Genomic DNA, 20,466 nt, shown 5'->3' with positions numbered 1-20,466 from the left:
TGTGGGATGAGATGTTCACAAACGACAACACGCCGCCGGGGCCATGCTCAGCCCGGCGGCGTTTGACTCTTTTCGTGACGGCACGCAAACCCGAAGCCTCAAGTATCGCCGGGGACCCCGATCCAATCGATGCAAACGCCGCGTCCCGATCTGCCCAGGCCGTGGACCATCGCCTTGGAAGCAGCCGGCGGTCGCGCCGGATCAAGGTATTCCTTACGCAGTACGTCCACGGCCTTCGATGCGTCGTCGTCGGATACGAAGTAATGGGCCTTTGCTCCGTGACGGAGATCGCTACCGGCCGATCCCAACGCCTCGGTCAATTGAGAGAAGACGTCTCGCGTCTGTCGCGTCCCGTTCCCATCTTCTCGGGCGAGAAACCCTGCCGTGAAAATCAGCGTGGGACTATTCACCACCGCCGCACGGCTGAAATTGGGCGACGGCTTGACATCGGGGGAATTGTAGAAGCGGACCGGTTCCGTGCCCTCGCCGTCGTTATCCGCGGCTTTAGGGCGACAGGCGATCATTTCGATCTCGACGGGAGCGGAGGCGATCCAAACGGCAAAGCTGACGGGAGGGATCGGTCCCTCCGAAAAGGCCGCCCGAATTGCTTCGAACGCAGTCGGGACATCTTCCATCTTGGCCAAAAAAACCCGGATCTGAACGATGCCCGCGGGTTGGCAACCCAGCTCGGCGGCCAGCGCGAGTTGCCCTTGGATCGAGGCCTGGACGGCTTCGGCCATCTCGCCCTTTTCCGGCCGGCCGGAGAGGAACACCAGCCTGCCGGTCGGCGCCAGAGAATAGTCCGCCGGCCCCACGTGGTCCGGCCGCGGTGGGATGGATTTCACCGTGACCGCGTCCGCCTCGCCCACCACCGCGGCAATAGCGTCGATCGCCACCTTTTCCATGGGATCGGGGTGGGGCGTCACCACGGCGGTTACAACCGGCGCGCACCCGTCCGGCAACAACTTGGGAAGCTGAGAGACAAACGTCTCCACTTCCTCCTGGGACACGCCGTACACGTTCAACCGTACTAGCTGCGAAAGGTCCGTTCCGCCCGCTTCCAGGATACCGGCGAGCTTGGCGATCAATCCCTCGGCCGAGCCGCCGCCCTCAACCTGCTGAGACAATTCTCGCGTGAAAAGCAGCGGCCTCTCATGGACCACGACGACCGACGAGGTACCGGGAAGCGGCCCCGCGCCCAGCCGATGCACCCCCGGCTGCCACTCTCTTTTCCCCGCCCGAACCGAGTCTGTTCCTTCGGGAGCCGCTTTGGAAGCCTCTTCGGAAGCGGCCGAACCCGCGGACGCTCGATCGCCTTCACCGGTCGAGTTCCCCGCCCGGGGACAGCCCACGAGAAGGGGTAGCAACAAACCGATCACAAGCCCCGAAATGACGCGATTTCTCATTCCCGACAGCCTTTCCTTCCGGACTTCAAACCTGTTTCGCCACCGTTGCCTCGGCCCGTCGCTCGCGGTTTTGGGACAACCGCCCCTCAAACGGACTCGGGCAGTTCATAGTCCTTCCGTTTGGGGCAATCCAACAACGCGTTGGCTTCCTCGTCGTCCGGGAAGATTTCCTTTTCGGGATCCCATTTCAAGCGGCGTCCCAGCCATCGCGCAATGTTCCCCAAGTGGCAGAGCGTCGCCACGCGATGACCGTATTCCACCTTCATAATGGGGTCCTTGCGCGACTTCACGCACTCGTAGAAGTTGTGCATGTGGTTGTCGCTCTCATAGACGCGCACCGCGTCCGACGGCAAGGGTTGCTGATCCAGTTCGGGGGGATCGCATTCATAGCCGTCGCGGAAGACGGTGATTTTGCCTTTGTCGCCGATGAACGTGCCGCCTCCGCCCAATCGGGACTCGGTGCTTTCGAGCTTGAGAATCACGTCGTCGGCGAAGCGGTAGTGGACGACCGGCGAACTCATGAGCTGATCACCGCGTTCGCGGTTCTCGGGCTGCTCGTACGTGAGCGCGGCCAGCTTTTCCTCGGGCTCCACCCAAACTTCAACAGGGCCGCTGTCATCCATGCCCAACCCCCACATCACCATGCTCAGCCCATGGCAGCCCCAGTTCAGCAGCTCGCCGCCGGAATAGGGGCGGAGGGACATCCAGCCGGGACCGACGGCCGATTTCTCCGCGGGTTCAGCCGGATAGTTCTCACGGTTGTACGGTACCCGCGGCACGTAAGCACTGATGTTGAACGGAACGACCTCATTTTGGCCGCACCAGGCATCCCAATTCAGCTCGGCGGGCACGGGTTCCTCTGCAAATCGGTAATCCCACGGGCTGGGATAGTTGTACCCGATCACCGTGTGCACCTTGCCGATGAAGCCGTTGAGGATCATTTCCACGGCCTTGCGCGTCTTGGGATGCGATCGCTGCTGCTCGCCCGTCTGAAAGACGCGATCGTACTTGCGCACCGCCTGGACCATGACTTGGCCCTCGCGGACGGTATGGCTGAGCGGTTGCTCGCCGTAAATATCCTTGCCCGCCTGGCAGGCATGAATGCAAGGCAAATAGTGCCAATGCTCGGGCGTGGCGTAGACGACGACCTCCACCTCCTTCAGTTCCAGCAGTTTGCGGTAGTCCTGAAAAGGCTGGGCACCGTACTTCTCCGCCCATTGGCCCGCTCGCTTGGCATTGAAATCGGCGACGGCCACGATTTTCGCGTACTCGGGCGGCTTTCCCTGGCCGCCTTTGCCGATTGCCAACTGCCCGTTCCGGCGACCGCAGCCGATAATGCCGACGCCGATCCTCTCGTTCGCCCCCTTAGCGCTGCCGGGCACGAGATCGGGAACCGGCACCTCCGCCCCTTTGTCAGCCGACCTCTTACACGAGCTTAAAGTAGCCAGACTCACGGCTGCGGCGGTACCGGCCATCCGTTTCAGAGCGCCGCGCCGATTCAGCGCGGCGGTCTCCGGAAGTTGTTCGCGACGCATACTTTATTCTCCTCATGACTTGAGATTGTTTTGAAATCCGCGGATTCTTCGAACCGCCGGCTCCAACATGCGGCCGCTCCTCCGCGCCGGTACGGTGCCTGAACACGCTTTGTCCGAATCAGCCGACGCCGAATCGAAGGCCGCCTCGCAATCACGATTTGGCGATACGCGGATAGACCTTGCGAACGGCCTTGATGATATCCTGCAAGTCGTCCTCATCGAAATTCGGGTCGATGATCACGCCTCCAAAACGTCCGATGATGTCGATGGTCCGCGGGCAGCATTTGGCGCCGTATTCCACGGCCTTGCCCTCCGGCGAATTGAAGGAGGGCCAAGCGGGGTGGACGGTAACCTTCTTCTCGATGCGGCCGTCGATCGGCAGGATCACCGACCCGGCCGGGCCGCCGGCCGCGATGCCCTCGGCCCGCAACGCACGCAGAAACCGATCCCGCCTTTCCCGATTGCCAAGATCCAGGAATACACCGACGCCGATGTCACCTTCCACGTCCGGCCATTTGCGCAGCTTGATGCCGGGCAGATCCGCGATTCCCTCTCGCACCACGCGATTGTTCTTGCGGACGCGATCGCAAATGGTTTCCAGTTTGGTCAATTGGGCCTTGAGCACCGCTCCCGTAAACTCGTTCATGCGAAAGTTGCACGAGGCGAAGGCAGCCAGCAAACCGCCGTTGAGGGCCTCGCTATAGGGAGAGCGGATGGAGCCGACGTCGTGGAAACGGACGGCGCGTTCGAAGAGCACCGGATCGCTGGTCAGGACCGCTCCGCCTTCGCCCGCCGTGATCGTTTTACTGAGCTGGAAGCTGTTGATCGCGATGTGGCCGATCGAGCCGACGTACTTTCCCTTGTACTTACCGCCGCAACACTGGGCACAGTCCTCCAAAACATAAATGTTGTGACGTTTCGCTATCTCCATGATGGGATCGAGATCGGCCGGCGTGCCCTGGAGATGGCATGCGATAATCGCCTTGGTCCGCGGCGTGATCTTGGCCTCGATGTCCTCGGGGTCGATGTTGAAGGATTCGTCGATCTCGGCGAAGATCGGCAAGGCTCCGGCCAAGACGACCGCGTCGTAATCCGCGTACCAAGTCCAGGCCGGCAGAATGACTTCGTCGCCCGGCCCCACCTCCATCGCCGCCATGGCCGTGAACAGGGCCGTCGTTCCGGACGTTACGCCGAGAGCGAATTTGGCGCCGATGTGCTTGGCATAGGCCTCTTCGAATTCCAGGACCTTGGAATTGCCGTGCCACCAACGAAAAGGCGACCGCGACCGCAACACGTCGATCAGCTCGCTCTCTTCCGCTTCGTCATAGAATTGCGGCCCGTAAGGGGAGGCGGACAGAGTGTCGGAGCGGACCGGCGTTCCGCCGTCAATGGCGAGCTTCTCCGCTTCGGCCGCAGCGGCCGGCCGGTGTTCCCAGGCCGCCGCCCCGAGCATCGAGGCCGCTCCCGCCGCTCCGATCGTCTCCAAGAACTGCCTCCGATTGGAAGATTGGTTTTCCATGATCCCACCTCGCTTCGTTGAAATCCGCAGGACCGAACACCACCTTCCCACTGCGCCGACAAGCCGGCCGCTTCTCCGCAACTTCGACCGGCATTCGTCGCCGGGCAAGGGGTTCTCAGGCCGCGTAATAACGGGCGACTTTCCGGATGGCCGCCGCCAGTTGCCGAATGTACTCCTCGGTCATATTCTCGCTAATCAGCACGCGCACGCACGATGTGAGGATCGCTTCCGCCTCTGGGCAGGAGTGCTTGCTGAAGTCCATGTCGGTGAGTCCCAGCTCCTTGATCGGCCAGCGGCCGGCGAAAAAGCCGTGGTTCAGGAACACCGGCTCTCGATACAGGGGCTGTGCGATGTAGCCGCCGATCAAGTTGGCCCCTTCCGCGGCGGCCGCCTTGATGAATTGGGAGCGATTACAACGGAGCGCGCCCTCTTTGAGACGGAACATGTAGAACCAATAAACCGCGCGGTCGTCGGGGCGCACCCCGTGCGGCACGATGCCGGGGGCTCCGGAGATGAGTTCCGTGAGCAGGTTGCCCAACCGCGATCGAGCGGAAACGATCGATTCCAAGCGTGCGAGCTGGGCCGCCGCCACAGCCGCCTGAGGTTCGCTCATGCGATAGTTGGTCGCGAAGGCGTCAAACCCGCCCCATTTCCGCCGATCGCCCCCCTTGTCGCCGAATTTTTGGAGTAGCGGGCCGAAGCGTTCGTCGTTGGTCCCCACCACGCCCCCGTCGCCGCAGGTCACATGCTTGGAGTTTTGCAACGAAAAACACGCAAAATGGCCCACCGTTCCGATCGGTCGGCCGCGGTACTTTGCTCCCCAAGCTTGGCAACAATCTTCAATCAAGATCAGGTTATGCCGGTCGGCGACGGCTTTGAGGGCATCGAGATCGCAGGGATTGCCCGCCAAATGGACGGCGATGATCGCCTTGGTCTTCGGCGTGATCCTGCGTTCCACATCCGCGGGATCGAGATTGTACGTATCAGCGCCTAAGTCCGCGAACACCGGCACGGCCTGTTGATAGATCACCCCGATGACGGTGCCGATGTCCGTAATGGGCGTCGTGATCACCTCATCACCCGGCCCGATGCCCGCGGCGGAAACCGCGATGTGCAAGGCCGCCGTTCCGGAGGAACACGTCTGAACGTACTTGACCGGACAAATCTCTTGGAACCGCTCGGTCAACAGTTGCGTCTGCGGTCCTCCCCAATAAAAGAGGGAACTTTGGCGGAGCATCTCCTCCAATTGCCGCAACTCCGGTTCCCCCCAGCGCGGCCGGCTTTCGGGAACGAGCGTTACCGCCTTCGGCCCGCCCTCCAGCGCCAATTTCTCCCCCGCACCCTCGAATGCGGCAACGCGACGACCGGTACCCTGAGCCAGAATCAAGCCCGCGGCGGCACCCGATGTCGAAGTCAAGAATCCGCGCCTGGAAACAACATGGGACTTGGACATGACACTCCCTCGCTCTCTTCGACAACCTTTTGGTAATCCGGCGCCGCATTCGAGCCGGCTTGGCCCGAGGTCTTGCCCGCCGACAACAACGACTCCTTTCGGGTATCACGCCGACGCGAGGGCCGCGGCGTGGGCGTGAATCTTCCGTACGGCTTCCGCTATTTGATCCATGGCCGAGCGTTCCGCGAGCAACGTCGTTTGATACAGCCACACGCTTTCGGCGCACAGTCGGTCGTTTTCGGGGCATTCGCAGCGTTCCGCCCAACGTGCCAACTCCGCGTCGCCGTACACGCGGCGGTACGCCGGCGACGACAGGGCGTCGCGAATGAACTCCGCTTTGTTCAAAGGGTCGTAACCCGGACTGCACGGAATACCCTCCGCGCGCATTGCTTTCACGAAACCGTTGCGAGACAGACCGGCGAAGGCCTCGGGCGAATAACGGAACATGTAGAGATGATAGGCATTGCGGGTACAACCCTCGTACATTCGGGCCGGTCGGATGCCGGGAATCTCTTGCAGCAGCGACGTGAGATACGCGCCGTTGTCCGATCGCGTCGCACCCCGGGCCAGGATGTCGGGCAGTTGGCTCAGCAAGACCGCGGCCTGAAACTCCGTCATGCGGAAGTTCCCGTTGCGGCCGCCGCGATATTGCAGTTCACCCCGGGCGCCGCTCCGCCGCCGCAGACAGTTGTGAAAGGCAAAGCAGGCGTCCGCCGCGGCCTCGTCGTTGGTGATGACGGCTCCACCCTCGCCGGAACATAAGTTTTTGCTGAGCTGAAAGCTGTAGCACCCGGTCGTTCCCCAGCTCCCCGCCGACTTTCCCTTCCACTCGGCCAAATGGGCCTGACAGGCGTCGCCCACGATGGGAATTTTGCGGTTTTGAGCGACGGCGCCGATGCGGTCGAGGTCCGCCACATTACCGCCGATATGCACGGGCACGACGGCCTTGGTGCGGTCCGTCACCGCGGCCTCCAACTTGGTCGAATCCATGAGGAAGGTTTCCGGATCGGAATCGACGAACACCGGCAGCGCGTGGTGAAGCAACACGGCCGTCACCGTGGCCATGAAGGTGAAAGGCGGCACGATGACCTCATCCCCCGGTCCCACGCCCAACGCGCCCAGCGAAGTGAAGAGCGCCGTCGTCCCGCTGGAAGTCGCCACGCAGTACTTGGCCGAGTTCATCTCGGCATAACGCTCTTCGAAAGCCTCAACGTTTCCACTGCGATACCAATTTCCGGAACGGACGACCTGGGCGACGGCTTGTTCCATCGGTGCGGAAGTCGGCGGCCAGCCGGGAAACGGCTCGGTTCGCACGGGTTTGCCCCCCAGCAGGGCCGGCTTGTCGACCGCGGCCGCGCGGGAACGCCTGGCTACGCTGCTCGCTAACGCCAAACTACCGCTTGCCGCCAAAAATGCGCGACGATTCATAAGCCATCTCCCCGATCTCGGTATTCGAGTTCCAATCCGGTTACTCAAAGATGCACAAGACCACTTCGGTCCGAGCCGATGTCCCACCGACGATCCGGGGCGGCGAGGTTCTTGCCGAAGCGCCGCTCTACCCTCGGATTGTCGGCGTCTCATGCTCTCGGTTTCGCGGGTCCCGTTCTCATCGCGTTATCAGAGCTCTATTGGAGCGCCTCCATAACGGCGCGAATGGCTTCCTTCAAAACGCCCTCCGAACCGGGTGCGACGCGACTCGCCGTCGGCTCGTATCCGCCCTCCTGAAACGCGGCGTCGTAACAAATGTAACCGGTTCCCAAATCACCGTAGGCCGCCACAGCCGCAAAAGTCGCGTCGCCGGCCAGGGCAATCGCATATTCCTGAAACTCCAGCAACGACTCGCCGGGGAGCATCAAGACCACCGCCGGGCCGATCCGCAGTCCCTGTACGGTAAACGGTTGATCCCGGCGATCGAAGAAACTCAGGCGGACGGCCGCCAAGGTCCGATTCAACGGGCTTTGCTGCGTATCCGCGAGCACCCGCTGATGATCCTCCGCCGTCTGCCCGGCATCGCTCCGCGGCGAAAAGACGACGGGACGCGAGCACCAACCGAAGCGGTCGGCGGGTGAGAATTGCGTGGTCTCCACGGCCTTCTTCATTCCCTCGTACAAACGAGAGGCGAGGGCGTCGCGGGCTTCGCGAGAACCATCGTTGTACTTGCCGAACGTCACATCCCCCGCGCAGCCCGTGAAATAGATCTGGAACACGCCTTCCTCTTTTTGTAGTCGCTCCCGCGCCATTGCGGGCACATCCCCCGACACGCGGCGATCTCCGTAGAAGCTCTGCGGATGCGTTGCATAGAAGTGCAAGCGAACGATGGGGCGATCTCCTTGCGCCAAAGTGATGGTGCGAAGGTACGGATCAATTCTTCCCTCAGGCAATTCCCGCATTTTGGGGTCTTTGCCGGCGCTGCTGAAACGGACCACCAAGTTGCCGTTTTCGTCGCGGATGCGCCGACTCGAGGCCGCCTGTTCCACAAGTGCCTTGCCGACTCCCACCCGGTCGCAAGGCTCCCATCGGGACAGGCTCTGCTTGGCCGCAGCCGCGACACTCTCCGCGCAGCGACGCAGGAAGGCGAAATCCACATACAGGGGTAATTCAGGGTACGCCGCCATGTGCCGCTGTGCGTTCCCATCCACATACGGCGCCGTGTGCTGGTGCACCGTATGCACGAAGACGTTTTCGGGAGAAGTCTCCAACGCCGCGGCCAACGTATTTCGGAACAGGTCGTAACTCGAGTTGCACAGACCGCACCAATCCAACGCACAAACGGCATACCTCTTTCCGTCGGATTCGAGCACAATCCCCTTCGCCCAGAGCGGATCCTCGATGGTTTCGGGAGTATCGAGCCAGATCAAAGGTTGACCGCCGACGGCGGGCGTCACATCACAGTAAAACGTGGCGACGCGCAGGCCCGGCCGCTCCTGAGCACTTGCCGAAGAGACTACAAAGTCGTCCCACGGGAGCCAACCCGCACACATTCCCAGCAGGAGCACGGCAAGGCGAGCAACCGCTGTCAGAGGCTTGGCTTTTCGATCGGCTTTGGATTCGTACCTCCGAAGTCGCTGCTTGGCAAAGACGCGACGGAGCATGGGGAATACCTCTTCAACGGATGCTCGCAACACGCTTGAACGACGCCTCGGGCGGACGGCATGGGCGGGACTTCTGTTCAGGTCGCCCGTCAGTCTAGCGCCGGCACCGAAGGGTGTCAAGCATTTGCCACGGGTTTAGGCATCCGGGGTTTTGAGGCGAGCGAGACGGATTCGCCACCATCGTCGCATCCGGCCGAGTCAACGTTACCGGCAGACTTTCGCTGCCAAAACCGAGCCGGGAAAAGCGTGGGTAAGTAATTCCAAAGAGCGGCCGATTCGCAAGGCCAAGAGTTGCATTCCATGCGGAATGGAGGACACCGGCGTTCCGAGGGCGGGAACGACGTTACTTCGATCCGAAACGTACGCAGAGCGTTCCGGCCCAGCCCGCAGCGTTCACTCGGGAATTTGCGTCGTACCCGAGATGAGGCCGAGGATTGCGGCGGGGCAATCGTCGGTTCGAATCCGCCACTGTTTGAGCGTGTCGCGGTCGCGGAGCGTCACCGTGCCATCGGACAGCGTTTGGCTGTCCACGGTAATACAAAACGGCGTGCCGATCTCGTCCTGGCGGCGGTAGCGGCGTCCGACGGCCCCTTTTTCGTCGTAAAAGACATTGCAAAGAGGTTTGAGGGCGGCGTAGATATCTCGGGCGATCTCGGGCATACCGTCTTTCTTGACCAAAGGAAACACGGCCGCCTTGATCGGCGCCAAACGCGGATGCAGACGCAGGACCACGCGTTTGGTGGGCTTCCCGTGTTCGTCGGGAGCTTCATCCTCTTGGTAGCCTTCACACAAGAAGGCCAAGGCTGCGCGATCCGCCCCCGCCGACGGCTCGATCACATGCGGGATGAATTTCTCTCGCGTCTCGTCATCGAAATAGCTCAGATCGCGACCGCTGCCGCGGTGCTTGGGTTGCCCGTTCGGCCCCAACTCCACCACTAACTGATCGCCTTGTCGAACCAGCTTGCCTTCCATGTGGCTGCGGAGATCGAAATCGCCGCGATGGGCGATTCCCTCCAATTCTCCGAAGTCGCCGGGAGCCAAGAATGGAAATGCGTATTCCACATCAGCCGTACCGCAAGAATAATGGCTCAGTTCACTTGCGTCGTGGTCACGGAGACGCAACCGCTCCCGGCTCAATCCCAGGTCCACGTACCATTGGTAACGGCGATTCCGCCAGTATTCGTACCACAGGCGAGACCTTTCCGGGCGGCAGAAGAACTCGATTTCCATTTGCTCGAATTCCCGCGAACGGAACGTAAAATTGCGCGGGGTAATCTCGTTGCGGAAGCTCTTACCAAGTTGGGCGATGCCGAAAGGAATCTTGACCCGAGTGCTATCCAGCACGTTCTTGAAATTGACGAAGATTCCCTGGGCCGTCTCCGGTCGCAGGAAGGCCGTGTTCTCTTCGCCGCTCAAGGCCCCGACGTAAGTTTTGAACATCAGGTTGAACTCGCGGGGCGGGGTGAGGGTTCCCAGCGTCTTGGCATCCGGCGCCAAGACCCGGCTGAAATCATCGACGGTGGTCAAACAAACCAGCGGGCTTTCCCAACATAGGGACTCGGCATCCTTCGCACGCAGGCCGAAAAACTTCAGGGCCTTGTGTAAGACATCCTCTTCGGCCTCGGCTCCCACCAATTCCGTCGCCACGAAGATACGCCGGTCATCCTTGGAAACCCATCGGCCTTGCACTTGGTCGTGTCGGTAGCGCCGTTTGGACTCGCGGCAATCGACCATGTAGTCGTGAAACAGGTCGTAGTGGCCGGAACACTTCCAGACCTGCGGGTGCATGATGATCGTGCAATCCAATCCGACCATCGCAAAGGGCGAGGGCGCGCCCGGCGGAGCGACCAGCTCATTGTGAGAGGTCACCATGTCGCGCCACCAAGCCTCGCGGATATTCCGCTTCAGCTCGACCCCCAAGGGCCCGTAGTCCCAAAACCCGTTGAGACCGCCGTAAATCTCGCTCGACTGAAATAGAAATCCGCGTCGGCGGCAAAGCGACACGATGGCGTCCATGTTCATGGCAAGAAAACTCCGTTGGAAGGCATACCCTTGTTCGGCGGTTACGGCGGCGGATGAGTCGCGAGATCCGATCAGGTCGGCAGGAACCCCGCGGGTCTCGACGCACCGTAGTGCACACCGGCGGGCCGAGGGCGAAGAATCCAGTCTACCCGGCGGAGAAAAAAACGTCTATCAGGTGGGCGAACTCGAAATGCGGCTTGCGCACTCGGCTTGACTGAAGACGGTGCTCGACTTGAACTAAGCGGGCCAGCTAGGCCGTCGCCATCGCTTCCGGAACCCCGTCGCCCGCAAGCATCCGAGCAAGGTCCTCGGCCAGGGGTTTCCCGGATCGCAGGGCTCCCACGATGTCGCCGTCGGGTGGACTGACCAACATTTCGAGCCATGCGACGTAGCGTTCCAGACCTTGTTTCGGCACACTTCCGCCGACTTGTTGCAGCCGGACCACCTGCTCCTCGATAAGGTGCGTGCACCGAGTCACTTCCTCGACGGGAACCACCATCGAGGCCGATTTGACGGTGTGCAGTATCCTCGCCATTTCGACCAAGGCATCAAAACTCGGGGCCCGGACGTCCAAGGGACGGATGAGGTCGTTCAAAGCGCGACATCGCTCATCCAGCTCCTTGATGAAGGTCTGCCATAGCCGCCGATTCTTTCCGGGGGGCACGGGGCATTCCTCGCTCTCAGCCTCAGCGGTTGCCGTGTTGTCGCAGCTCGGATCAAGGCTCCCCGCGGATTCTAGGCAGGCGGGGGCGTCCGTCGTGGGCATCGCGGGCGGTTCCAAGGCTTCGGAAACCACCGCGCCGACTCCCGGGTTCGATTCCGTGGGCTCTTCCACCGAACCGGCCGGCACCGATCGGCCCGTGATCGACGCGGGGTTCGCCTCGCGAGGCCCTTCTTCAAGTGCCTGGCGAACTGACGCGGAGTACTCCCTTTCCGGGGTACCGGCGCCTCCGGGTTTGGCCTTGCCGATCAACTCATCCGCCAATTGAACGACGCGGCAAAGATCCGGTTTGGCGATTTGTTCATCGGCTCCCACCGCCTCGCCTTTCTTGCGGTTTTCCGGGGTGATAATCGAGGAATATAGCAAGACGGGGATGTGCCGCAGCCGCGGGTCCGACTTGATCCGCTTGGTAAGATGGTGGCCGTCGACTTGAGGCATCTCCACATCCGCAATCACCAAGTCGCAAATCGGCTCACGCGCATCGCCTGCGCGGACCTCGGACTCCAGCCACGACCAGGCTTCCTTTCCGTTCTCGAACGAAATCACCTGCCGGTAGCCGCTCTCGCGGAGCGTGCTTACGACCGCCTCGCGAACCGTCGGAGAGTCTTCCACGAAGACGATGCGGGCTTGATCGCGCGGTACCTGATCGACGTTTTCCACGCAATGCGTGCGGAAATACTGGTTCGTCACTTCATCGAGAATCATCTCGAAATCGAGCATGAGGATCAGCCGCTCGCCGCACCGGGTCAATGCCGTAACCGGCATGCGAGACAGAGCCGTCAAACCGGGCACCGCAAGGACGTTTTCCCAGCTCAGGCGGTAGATGCGCTCCACTCGGTCCACCAGAAAAGCCGTTTGTTGCTGGTTGAGATCGGTCAGGATTGCCGTCGATTCACAGTGCTCACCGCCGGAGTAAATGCCCAGGTGATCCATGAGGGAAACGCAGGGGATGACTTGATTCCTCAGCTTGAATACGCCCCGAATGGACGGGTGCGCTTTGGGTAGCTGCGTGATCTCCGGCGCCGGAAGGACCTCCCGGACCTTGGCCACGTTGATGCCGAACGTGTAGTCCGCGACGTTGAAAACGAGGACCTCCAGTTCGTTGGTCCCGCTTTCCAGAAGGATTTCTTTTTCCAGCAGCAGTTGCGAGAGGTGGCTCATGACTTTGGCTCTCGGAATGGTTCGCGGTATTGCGTCCGAGCGAGGATGACGCCTCGCCCGTCTGGGCGATTCCCCGGCGCGACGCCGGCTCCTCGCGCAGCGCCGGCTCGGGCATCAGTGCGACCGACAAAGCTCCGAGGTTGTGGCCGTACAAGTGCGATCGTCGCCCGCCGGTATGCAAACTTAGCTCAAGATCAGACGCGCGAGGGGCTTTGATTTCGCGAAGGGTAATTACGGCCCGATCCGCGAACGCAAAGTGCATGCCGTCCACGATCACCTTGCGAAGCGAGGCCTCGTTCCTTGCAGACCCAAGCGGAGACAACGGACGCGGAAGAGCGCCGGCCGATTCCCGAGATGGGGCGACACGAATCAGCGGGCGAATTTAGGGGCTCTAACAAAACTCCATGACCCGGTTCCAGCAGATCATGGCACAACCGATGAACAGGAACGCATCGTGAAGATCCGGTCGTTTCTCGTAACGCACCCGCAGACGGCGCCAGTTGAACAGCCAATCGAAGCAGGCTTCGACGACGTAGCGGAACTTGCCCAGGCCACTGCCATGTTCGGTGTTGCGACGGGCAATCAACGGCCGAATGCCGCGCTTCCGCAAGGGCTTGCGAATCTTGGCCTCGGCGTCATACGCGCGATCCGCGAGCACCTCGTCGGGCCGCTTGCGCGGCGCGCCGCGAGGTTGTTTGATCGGAGGAACGGCATCAACCAGAGCAACGGCCATCTCCGAGTCGTGACAGTTCGCGCCGGTGTGGGCAATCGCCAGAGGCGTGCCGCTGCCGTCGACCATCAGATGGCGCTTCGAGCCATTCTTGCCGCGATCCGTGGGATTCGGGCCGGTCTTTGCCCCCCAAAAAGCGCCCGCACGGAGCAACTGTCGATGGCCGATGTTGACCAGTCGATGCGACCGGCCGCCCCCAGTTCGTCCAGCAGCAGCCTCCAGATCTTCTTCCACACACCGGCTGCATGCCAGTCGCGGAGTCGCCGCCAGCACGTCATGCCGCTTCCGCAACCCAATTCCTTCGGAAGATACTCCCAGGGGCAACCGGTCTTCAGCACGAAAAGAATCCCCGTCAGCGCGGCGCGATCGGGAACACGCGGCCGGCCTCCTTTCGGCTTGGGGCGTTCGGGCGGTAGGTGTGGCTGGATTCGTTCCCACAGCGCGTCGGGCAACAACGGCTTCGCCATCATGTCCTCCTTGACACTTCCGTTGGCTAACCAGGCTGGCCCGAGAGTTAAGCAGCATTGCAAAGACTAGGCAAGAGCGGTTTTGTTAGAACCCCTTAGATGTTATTGCCGGACAACAGTCCGGGCATCCGCAAGAGTGTTTTGTTAAAACCTCGGAACATTTGCAGCGACGAGACTTCACCGCGAAGGGGAACTGCATTGCGACTCAACTCATTGCCCAGTTGGGATTTGTGATTGCGGCAGGGGGCTCGCCGTCGCTCCTATCGGCCTTCGGCATGAAATGTGCGAGCAAATCTCTGTCGCGTGTGCCGGTACGTCTCGTGTCTCATATTGGAGGAACCGATCGTGAGGGTTGTACTGAAGAATATGTGGAAGTCGGACGAGGGTGTATTGACGTTCGAATGGATTCTCCTGATCACCGTGTTGGTGATTGGAATTGTGGGCGGACTGAGTGCCGTCCGCGATGCCGTCATCACGGAATTGGGCGATGTGGTCGAGGCCGTGATTTCCTTGGACCAATCCTACTACATCGCGCATCCTTGGGACGTTCAGGTCCCGGATTGCGTGGTCGACGGCGCTTCCGACTCGTCCTACACGGATGCCGCCGGCATGAATCAGGGGCGTCTCCAGGATGGGGATTTGTCGCAAAACCAATGGAACATCGGCGACTGCGACCCCTTGATCGAGAACCCCTTCTGACGATTTAGTTTTCGGCGGTTACTCGCGGCGGCAGGATCTCGCGTCACTGCCGCGCGTCCACCTGCATGCCAAACCGGAACGAGGAGTCGGATGACTTTCCGGCTCCTCGTTTCCGTTCTTGTTCCCGTCTTGCCGTCATGACGCGGTTCACTTGCGGGGGTGCCGGCTCGTAAACACAATGGAAGCAAACGCGGTCGACGCGCAGGTCCCGGTCGTTGCCAAGATACGGCTTGCCACAAAACGCGGAGATGAACCATGAGTGAAATGACGCGGCGGGGATTTTTGGGAACGGCGGGGGCCGGCATCGGTGCGGCCGGTTGGGGTGCCCTAACAAGTTTGCAAGCCGACGGTCCGCTACCACGGCTGCGCGAGGGCAAGCGCGCCCGGGTAGGTTTGTACTCGATCGGGCATGAACGCTATTGGGAGCAGTTCCCGGGACTTTTGGAGCGGTTGCTCGGCTACGGCCGATTCATCGAGACGCGTATGAAGTCTTGGGGCGATGTGTACTATGCGGGGATGGTGGACCACGAGGCCAAGGCGCGGCGTGTGGCCGAGGAATTCCGACGGCGTGACGTGGACATCGTCTTTTGTCATGCGGCGACCTACGGCATGAGCGCGTCCCACATCACCATCGCGCAAGATTGCGGCCGGCCGGTGGTGGTGCTCAACTTGCAACCCGCCTCCGCCATGAACTACGACAAGACCGGCACCGGCGAATGGTTGGCCCAATGCGTGAGTTGCTGCGTGCCGGAAATCGCAAACGCCTTCCGCCGCTGCGGCATTCCTTTCCGCGTGGTGAGCGGGCTTTTGGGACTCGATGGGACGCCGGAGATTTCCGTGGCGGACGAAAATACGGCCGCCCGGCCGGAGGCCGTCGCCGCCTGGCGCGAGATCGCCGAATGGATTCGTTCGGCGGGCGTCGTCCGCACGCTGCGGGACGGCAGAATGGGATTCTTGGGCCACACCTATCCCGGCATGTTGGATATGTACAGCGATTTCACCATGATCACGGCGCAGACCGGCATGCACGTGGAAGTGCTGGAGATGTGCGACTTGGCACGCCTCGCCGAGACGGTGACCGAGGCCGAGAAACGCCGCAAACTGGCCGAAATCGAGGGCATGTTCGAAATCAGCGAGGACTCGCCCTCCGACCCGCTGGCCAAGAAGCCGCGTCCCGAGCAATTGGATGCCGCTTGCCGCCTTGCGGTCGCCGAAGAGAAACTGGTCGCGGAATTCGAATTGGACGCGCTGACGTATTACTACCGCGGGGCGCCGGGCAACGAATACGAGCGCCTTCAAGAGGCGGCGATCCTCGGCTACTCCCTATTGACCGCCCAAGGCGTGCCGTGCAGCGGCGAGGGAGACATGAAGACGGCCGTCGCGATGAAGATCAGCGACATTTTGGGCGTGGGCGGCAGCTACAGCGAAATCGTGGCCGCCGATTACGATCGCGGGACCATCATCCTGGGTCACGACGGCCCGTTCCACATCGGAATCGCCGACGGGCGACCGATCCTGCGCGGCATGGGGCTTTATCACGGCAAATGGGGCGCGGGCGTCAGCGTGGAGGCCACCGTCCGCAAGGGACCGGTCACCATGCTCAATGTGACGCAAGATGACCGCGGGCAACTGCGTATGATCGCCAATGAGGGCGAAGCGATCGAGGCCCCGATTCTGCGCATCGGCAACACGATGTCGCACGTCCGGTTCCCGCTCCCGCCTGCGAGGATGATGGACGCCTGGTTCGCCTTGGCTCCGACGCACCACGGGGCGTTGAGCGTGGGTCGAAACGCGGAACTCTTTCGCAAAGTGGCCGACTTGCTCGGCAGGCCCTACGACTCCGTAATCGCGTGAACGCATCCGCCGCGCCCGATGACCGTTCGAGCCCCGACCGGCCGGTTCATGTTGCCGATCCGCCGCGCCGGGCGTCTTCGCAGGACGACCGGTCAATGCCCGCGGCCTTGCGTCACGGCGGCTTTTCTCGCCAATAGTCGCACCATGGCCGCCGCCGCTCCGATCGTCATGGCCAACACGCCGTAACTGACCAAGTTTCCGTAAGGCCCCGACCCGGCCTGAAGGAAACCGATGACGGCGGGGCCGATGCTGCCGCCGCCGAAGCTGAGCGTGAAACTCAAGCCGTAGGCCATGCTGCGGCGCCGCTGCGGAACATATTTGGCCACCAGGCTGTTGTAGAGAGGCTGGTGCATAAAGAAGACGGGCATGAACACCGCCGCCGCCCATACCCGCCAAATCCCGGATACGGCACCCATCACGATCAAGAGCGGCAGGCTGGCCCAAAACACGCCGGCGAGCATCCGTTCCAGGGTTCGCGGGGTGGCCCAACGCCCCGCCGTATATTGCCCGATCATACCGAGCAAGAGTACGGCCCCGCTGAGGATGTTGCGTACCGTTTCCCTGGTCAAATGGGGAAACAACCCCGAATCGTCCAAGTAACGGGGCAGGAACGTCATGACCGCAGAATAGACAAATCCCGCCAACGTCGTCGCCGTGATGAGCAGAAAGTAATGGCTCCAGGCGGGTTTCTCCTCGGACAGCGAAGCGTGCGAGGGAGGGGCGGTCTCCTGTGCTCCGAGCGAATCGCCGTCCGCGGGCCCCCTCGCCGCCCGGTGCCGATCATCAACTTGCAACTCGAAACCGGCGTGGGAATTCGTTAACGGCAAGGCCGAGCCCGCCCCCTCGGAAGCCGGCGTGCGGGCTTCCACGGCGTGCACGTCATCGCGAAGGCCGAAAAACACAACCAGGGCCAGCACGATTCCCGGCACGGAAAGCGCGAGGTAGAACGACTGCCAACTGCCGCCCGAATACAAAACCCAGGATGCGAAAAGCGGCCCCGCCGCGATCCCCAGAGACCCCAAGATGCCATGATATCCGAGCGATAACGGACGATTCTCGGGAGTGGTACGTTGGGCGATCAGGGCCAGCCCGGCGGGATGATAGATCGAAGCGAAGAGTCCCAAGATCGGCAAAGCGACGAAGAGGATTGCGATGTTGCCCGTCAAGGCGGCGGTCTTCCCCACCGAGAACAAGAACAGACTGGTCAACCCGCAACCCACCAAATAGACCACCAACATGGCCTTTTGCCCCCAGCGATCGGCCAACCAACCGGCGGCCAAGGCACACAGTCCGAACGGCAGCCGGAAGGAAGTCCCCAAGAGACCGGTCGTCGCCTGACTGACGCCGAAGGCATCGGCAATCAATTGCTCCACGCTCGAAAAGGATTGTTCATAAACGTGAACCAAGGCGTGGCAGCACGAAACCAAGAGCACCAGCCGAAACGTCTTTCGATCCACGGAGCTGATCCTAATATCCGGTGAAGCAGTACGTAATCGCGGGTAAACCGAGCGGAGGGGCGAACGCCATGACGCGACGAGGCCGCAATGTTTCGACGGTCTCCGTTCGACCGGCGGCCGATCACGACACAAGCCGACTCTTCGCGATCCAGCGGTTGAGCAAATCGGCCGCGGCGCCTCCACGCACGGCCCCCTGCGCCAATTCAACGCAGTCGTCCAGTTTGTCGCTCTTCCCCGCCAACCACAAAGCCGCGCCGGCGTTGGCGGCCACGACATCGGCCGCCGGCGAAGGTCGCCCCGACAGGATATCGAGAATCAGCGCGGCGCTTTCCTCGGGGCCGGCAACTTGCAGTTGCTCCAGGCTCACGGGGCTGAGTCCGAAATCTTCCCAAGTCCAGCCGAAATTCCGCGTGCGGCCGTCTTCCACCAAGATGACGCGGGTCAACCCGCTGAGATCGATCTCATCCAAGCCGCTGCTGCCGAAGACCACGGCGGAGCGTCGTGTGCCCAAGAGACACAGTGCCTCGGACATCATCCGATGCAGGTGCTCTCGCCCCACGCCCAAGAGCTGAATACCCGCCCCGGCCGGATTGGTCAACGGTCCCAGAAGATTGAAGATCGTCGGGTGGCCCAGCTTCGCGCGGATATCGGCGACATTCCGCATGGCGGGATGGAAATTCGGCGCGAAACAAAAGCAGATCCCCAGTTCGTTCAAGCACTCTTCGGCGAATGCGGGAGGGGCATTGACAGCCACCCCCAGCAGCGCCAGCACATCGGCGGCCCCGCTGCGGCTGGTAATGCGCCGGTTGCCGTGCTTGGCCACGGGAATCCCCGCGGCGGCGGTGACGACGGCGGCGGCCGTACTGATGTTGAATGTGCCGGCTCCATCCCCTCCCGTGCCGACAATATCGACGACCAGCGGTGCCTCAGGTCGAATTGGGACCATGTGCTTCCGCATGGCTTGAGCCGCACCCGCCACCTCCTCCACCGCTTCGCCCTTCACGTGCATCGCCGCCAGGATGCGTCTTGCGAGCTCCTCCTCGCACGCTCCGGAAATCATGACCTCGATCACGGCGGCGGCTTGCTCGAACGTGAGGTCGATTCCTTGCTCGAGTCGCCTCAATGCGTCATGAAGCATACGTGGGCCTTTCGCGAAAAATCACGTTTCCATCTCCCGCTTTGCCCCTTCCGTTGCGGCGAGGAGTCCGCTGCTCGCGGCGCGGTCCGACAAAAAGCGATCCGCCGCTACCCGCCCGCATTGTACCGGCGAAGCTCTCAGGAGGAATCTCGAGGTATTGCGGCAAGCGACCGGCATTCTTACAATCGTCAACAGCGTTCATGGGAATGGAAGGACTCCCAAGCAATCCAGGTGCCGCATGGCGAGAAAGATTATTTTAGACATCGATCCGGGTATCGACGACGCACTCGCCTTGTGTCTCAGCCTTTTTGCACCGAATTGGGAGGTCCTTGCGGTAACGGCAGTGGGGGGCAACGTACCGCCGGCCGTCGCCACCCGCAACACCCAAGCCTTGCTTGCCTATTTCGATCCGGAACGATCTCCCCGCATCGGCGCGGCCTCGGAGCCGGACCAAGGGCTGCCCGTGAAGGGGCGCTTCGCCGACTCCGCCGACGATCTAAGGGTCGCCGCGCTGCCTGTCGCCGAGCTGCGGACACCGCATCCTTCCGAGAAGGTTATCGTGGACGAGGTTCGCAGCGCGCCCCATGCCGTTACGATCATCGCGCTCGGTCCCTTGACGAACATCGCGCGGGCCATTCAACGGGACCCGGAGTTTTCCTCCTTGGTGGGACGCATCGTGATCGCGGGCGGAGCCGTACAGGTGGGCGGAAACATCACGCCCGCCGCGGAGTTCAACATCTATTGCGATCCCGTCGCCGCTCGCGTGGTGTTCTCTTCCGCCGCCGCCAAGACCCTGATTCCCTTGGATGCCAGCAACAAACTAACACTGGGGCTGGGGTTTCTGAACGAACTTCCCGAGGAAACCAACAAAGTGGGGGCCTTGTTTCGGAAACTGCTCTCGGCGAAATTTCGCAACTATCGACTGGAACTGGGCCGCGAGACCATCCACTTGCACGACACTCTGGCTTTGATGGCGGTGGCCTGCCCGGAACTGTTTCGTTTTACGGAGATGTCGGGCGACGTGGAGACGGCGGGCGAACTGACCATGGGCGCCACGGTCTTCGATCGCCGCGCCGCTCCGGCATGGCGCCACAATAACCTCGAAGTCGCCGTCTCCGTGGATGCCGGGGCGGTCCATCAGGAGATCGTGCAGCGTTTACGCCAGGCCGCTGACGCCGTCGGTCCGGTCGACTCCCCCGATTGACCTCAGCT

The 20,466-nt window shown here is 61.8% G+C and carries 14 protein-coding genes; 3 read left to right on the top strand and 11 right to left on the bottom strand.

The annotated features are described in order from the left end of the window. Nucleotides 1-98: 98 nt before the first annotated feature. From ACZ5B4_RS02955 to ACZ5B4_RS02915, 9 genes are all read right to left on the bottom strand, one after another. Complete coding sequence (locus ACZ5B4_RS02955; RefSeq protein ID WP_464912952.1) at nucleotides 99-1,406, bottom strand: Rid family hydrolase; 1,308 nt, start codon at nucleotides 1,404-1,406, stop codon at nucleotides 99-101. A gap of 86 nt (nucleotides 1,407-1,492) precedes the next feature. Next, nucleotides 1,493-2,941: a Gfo/Idh/MocA family protein gene (locus ACZ5B4_RS02950; protein WP_464912951.1), complete on the bottom strand. Its 1,449-nt coding sequence runs from the start codon at nucleotides 2,939-2,941 to the stop codon at nucleotides 1,493-1,495. A gap of 151 nt (nucleotides 2,942-3,092) precedes the next feature. After that, nucleotides 3,093-4,460 (bottom strand): DegT/DnrJ/EryC1/StrS family aminotransferase, encoded by a 1,368-nt coding sequence (locus ACZ5B4_RS02945; protein WP_464912950.1) that lies wholly within the window; start codon nucleotides 4,458-4,460, stop codon nucleotides 3,093-3,095. Between the two features lie 115 nt (nucleotides 4,461-4,575). Further along, nucleotides 4,576-5,913 carry a DegT/DnrJ/EryC1/StrS family aminotransferase gene (locus ACZ5B4_RS02940; RefSeq protein ID WP_464912949.1) on the bottom strand — a complete coding sequence of 446 codons (1,338 nt, stop codon included), beginning with the start codon at nucleotides 5,911-5,913 and terminating at the stop codon, nucleotides 4,576-4,578. Between the two features lie 105 nt (nucleotides 5,914-6,018). Then, on the bottom strand, nucleotides 6,019-7,341 hold the full coding sequence (locus ACZ5B4_RS02935) for a DegT/DnrJ/EryC1/StrS family aminotransferase (protein ID WP_464912948.1): 1,323 nt from the start codon (nucleotides 7,339-7,341) through the stop codon (nucleotides 6,019-6,021). Between the two features lie 197 nt (nucleotides 7,342-7,538). Beyond that, a complete protein-coding gene (locus tag ACZ5B4_RS02930) occupies nucleotides 7,539-9,005 on the bottom strand; it encodes a hypothetical protein (protein WP_464912947.1) in 1,467 nt (488 codons plus the stop codon). Nucleotides 9,006-9,398: 393 nt separating this feature from the next. Beyond that, on the bottom strand, nucleotides 9,399-11,021 hold the full coding sequence (locus tag ACZ5B4_RS02925) for a glycine--tRNA ligase (RefSeq protein WP_464913990.1): 1,623 nt from the start codon (nucleotides 11,019-11,021) through the stop codon (nucleotides 9,399-9,401). Between the two features lie 256 nt (nucleotides 11,022-11,277). Further along, nucleotides 11,278-12,909 (bottom strand): chemotaxis protein, encoded by a 1,632-nt coding sequence (locus tag ACZ5B4_RS02920; RefSeq protein ID WP_464912946.1) that lies wholly within the window; start codon nucleotides 12,907-12,909, stop codon nucleotides 11,278-11,280. Nucleotides 12,910-13,300: 391 nt separating this feature from the next. Further along, nucleotides 13,301-14,106 (bottom strand): IS5 family transposase gene (locus tag ACZ5B4_RS02915; protein ID WP_464913989.1). Its coding sequence is split into 2 segments (ribosomal slippage): nucleotides 13,301-13,761 and nucleotides 13,761-14,106, totalling 807 coding nucleotides; the frame shifts between segments, so codons are not numbered across the junction. A 345-nt stretch (nucleotides 14,107-14,451) separates the two neighbouring features. Between ACZ5B4_RS02915 and ACZ5B4_RS02910 the strand changes: the two genes are divergently transcribed. Beyond that, entirely contained in the window at nucleotides 14,452-14,805 is a 354-nt protein-coding gene (locus tag ACZ5B4_RS02910; protein ID WP_464912945.1) for a hypothetical protein, read from the top strand. A gap of 255 nt (nucleotides 14,806-15,060) precedes the next feature. Next, entirely contained in the window at nucleotides 15,061-16,659 is a 1,599-nt protein-coding gene (locus tag ACZ5B4_RS02905) for a twin-arginine translocation signal domain-containing protein (RefSeq protein WP_464912944.1), read from the top strand. Between the two features lie 92 nt (nucleotides 16,660-16,751). Here the strand turns inward: ACZ5B4_RS02905 and ACZ5B4_RS02900 are convergent, their stop codons facing one another. Both ACZ5B4_RS02900 and trpD read right to left on the bottom strand, forming a co-directional pair. Beyond that, nucleotides 16,752-18,116, bottom strand: a complete 1,365-nt coding sequence (locus ACZ5B4_RS02900; protein ID WP_464912943.1) for an MFS transporter — start codon at nucleotides 18,114-18,116, stop codon at nucleotides 16,752-16,754. A gap of 121 nt (nucleotides 18,117-18,237) precedes the next feature. Further along, entirely contained in the window at nucleotides 18,238-19,254 is a 1,017-nt protein-coding gene (gene trpD, locus ACZ5B4_RS02895; protein WP_464912942.1) for an anthranilate phosphoribosyltransferase, read from the bottom strand. A 238-nt stretch (nucleotides 19,255-19,492) separates the two neighbouring features. Here trpD and ACZ5B4_RS02890 point away from each other — a divergent pair, with 238 nt between their 5' ends. Continuing rightward, nucleotides 19,493-20,458, top strand: coding sequence for a nucleoside hydrolase (locus ACZ5B4_RS02890; RefSeq protein WP_464912941.1), 966 nt, complete (start codon nucleotides 19,493-19,495; stop codon nucleotides 20,456-20,458). Nucleotides 20,459-20,466: the final 8 nt, after the last annotated feature.

This window comes from Thermogutta hypogea (genome assembly GCF_055386265.1).
This window is presented reverse-complemented; position numbering and strand designations above follow the sequence as displayed.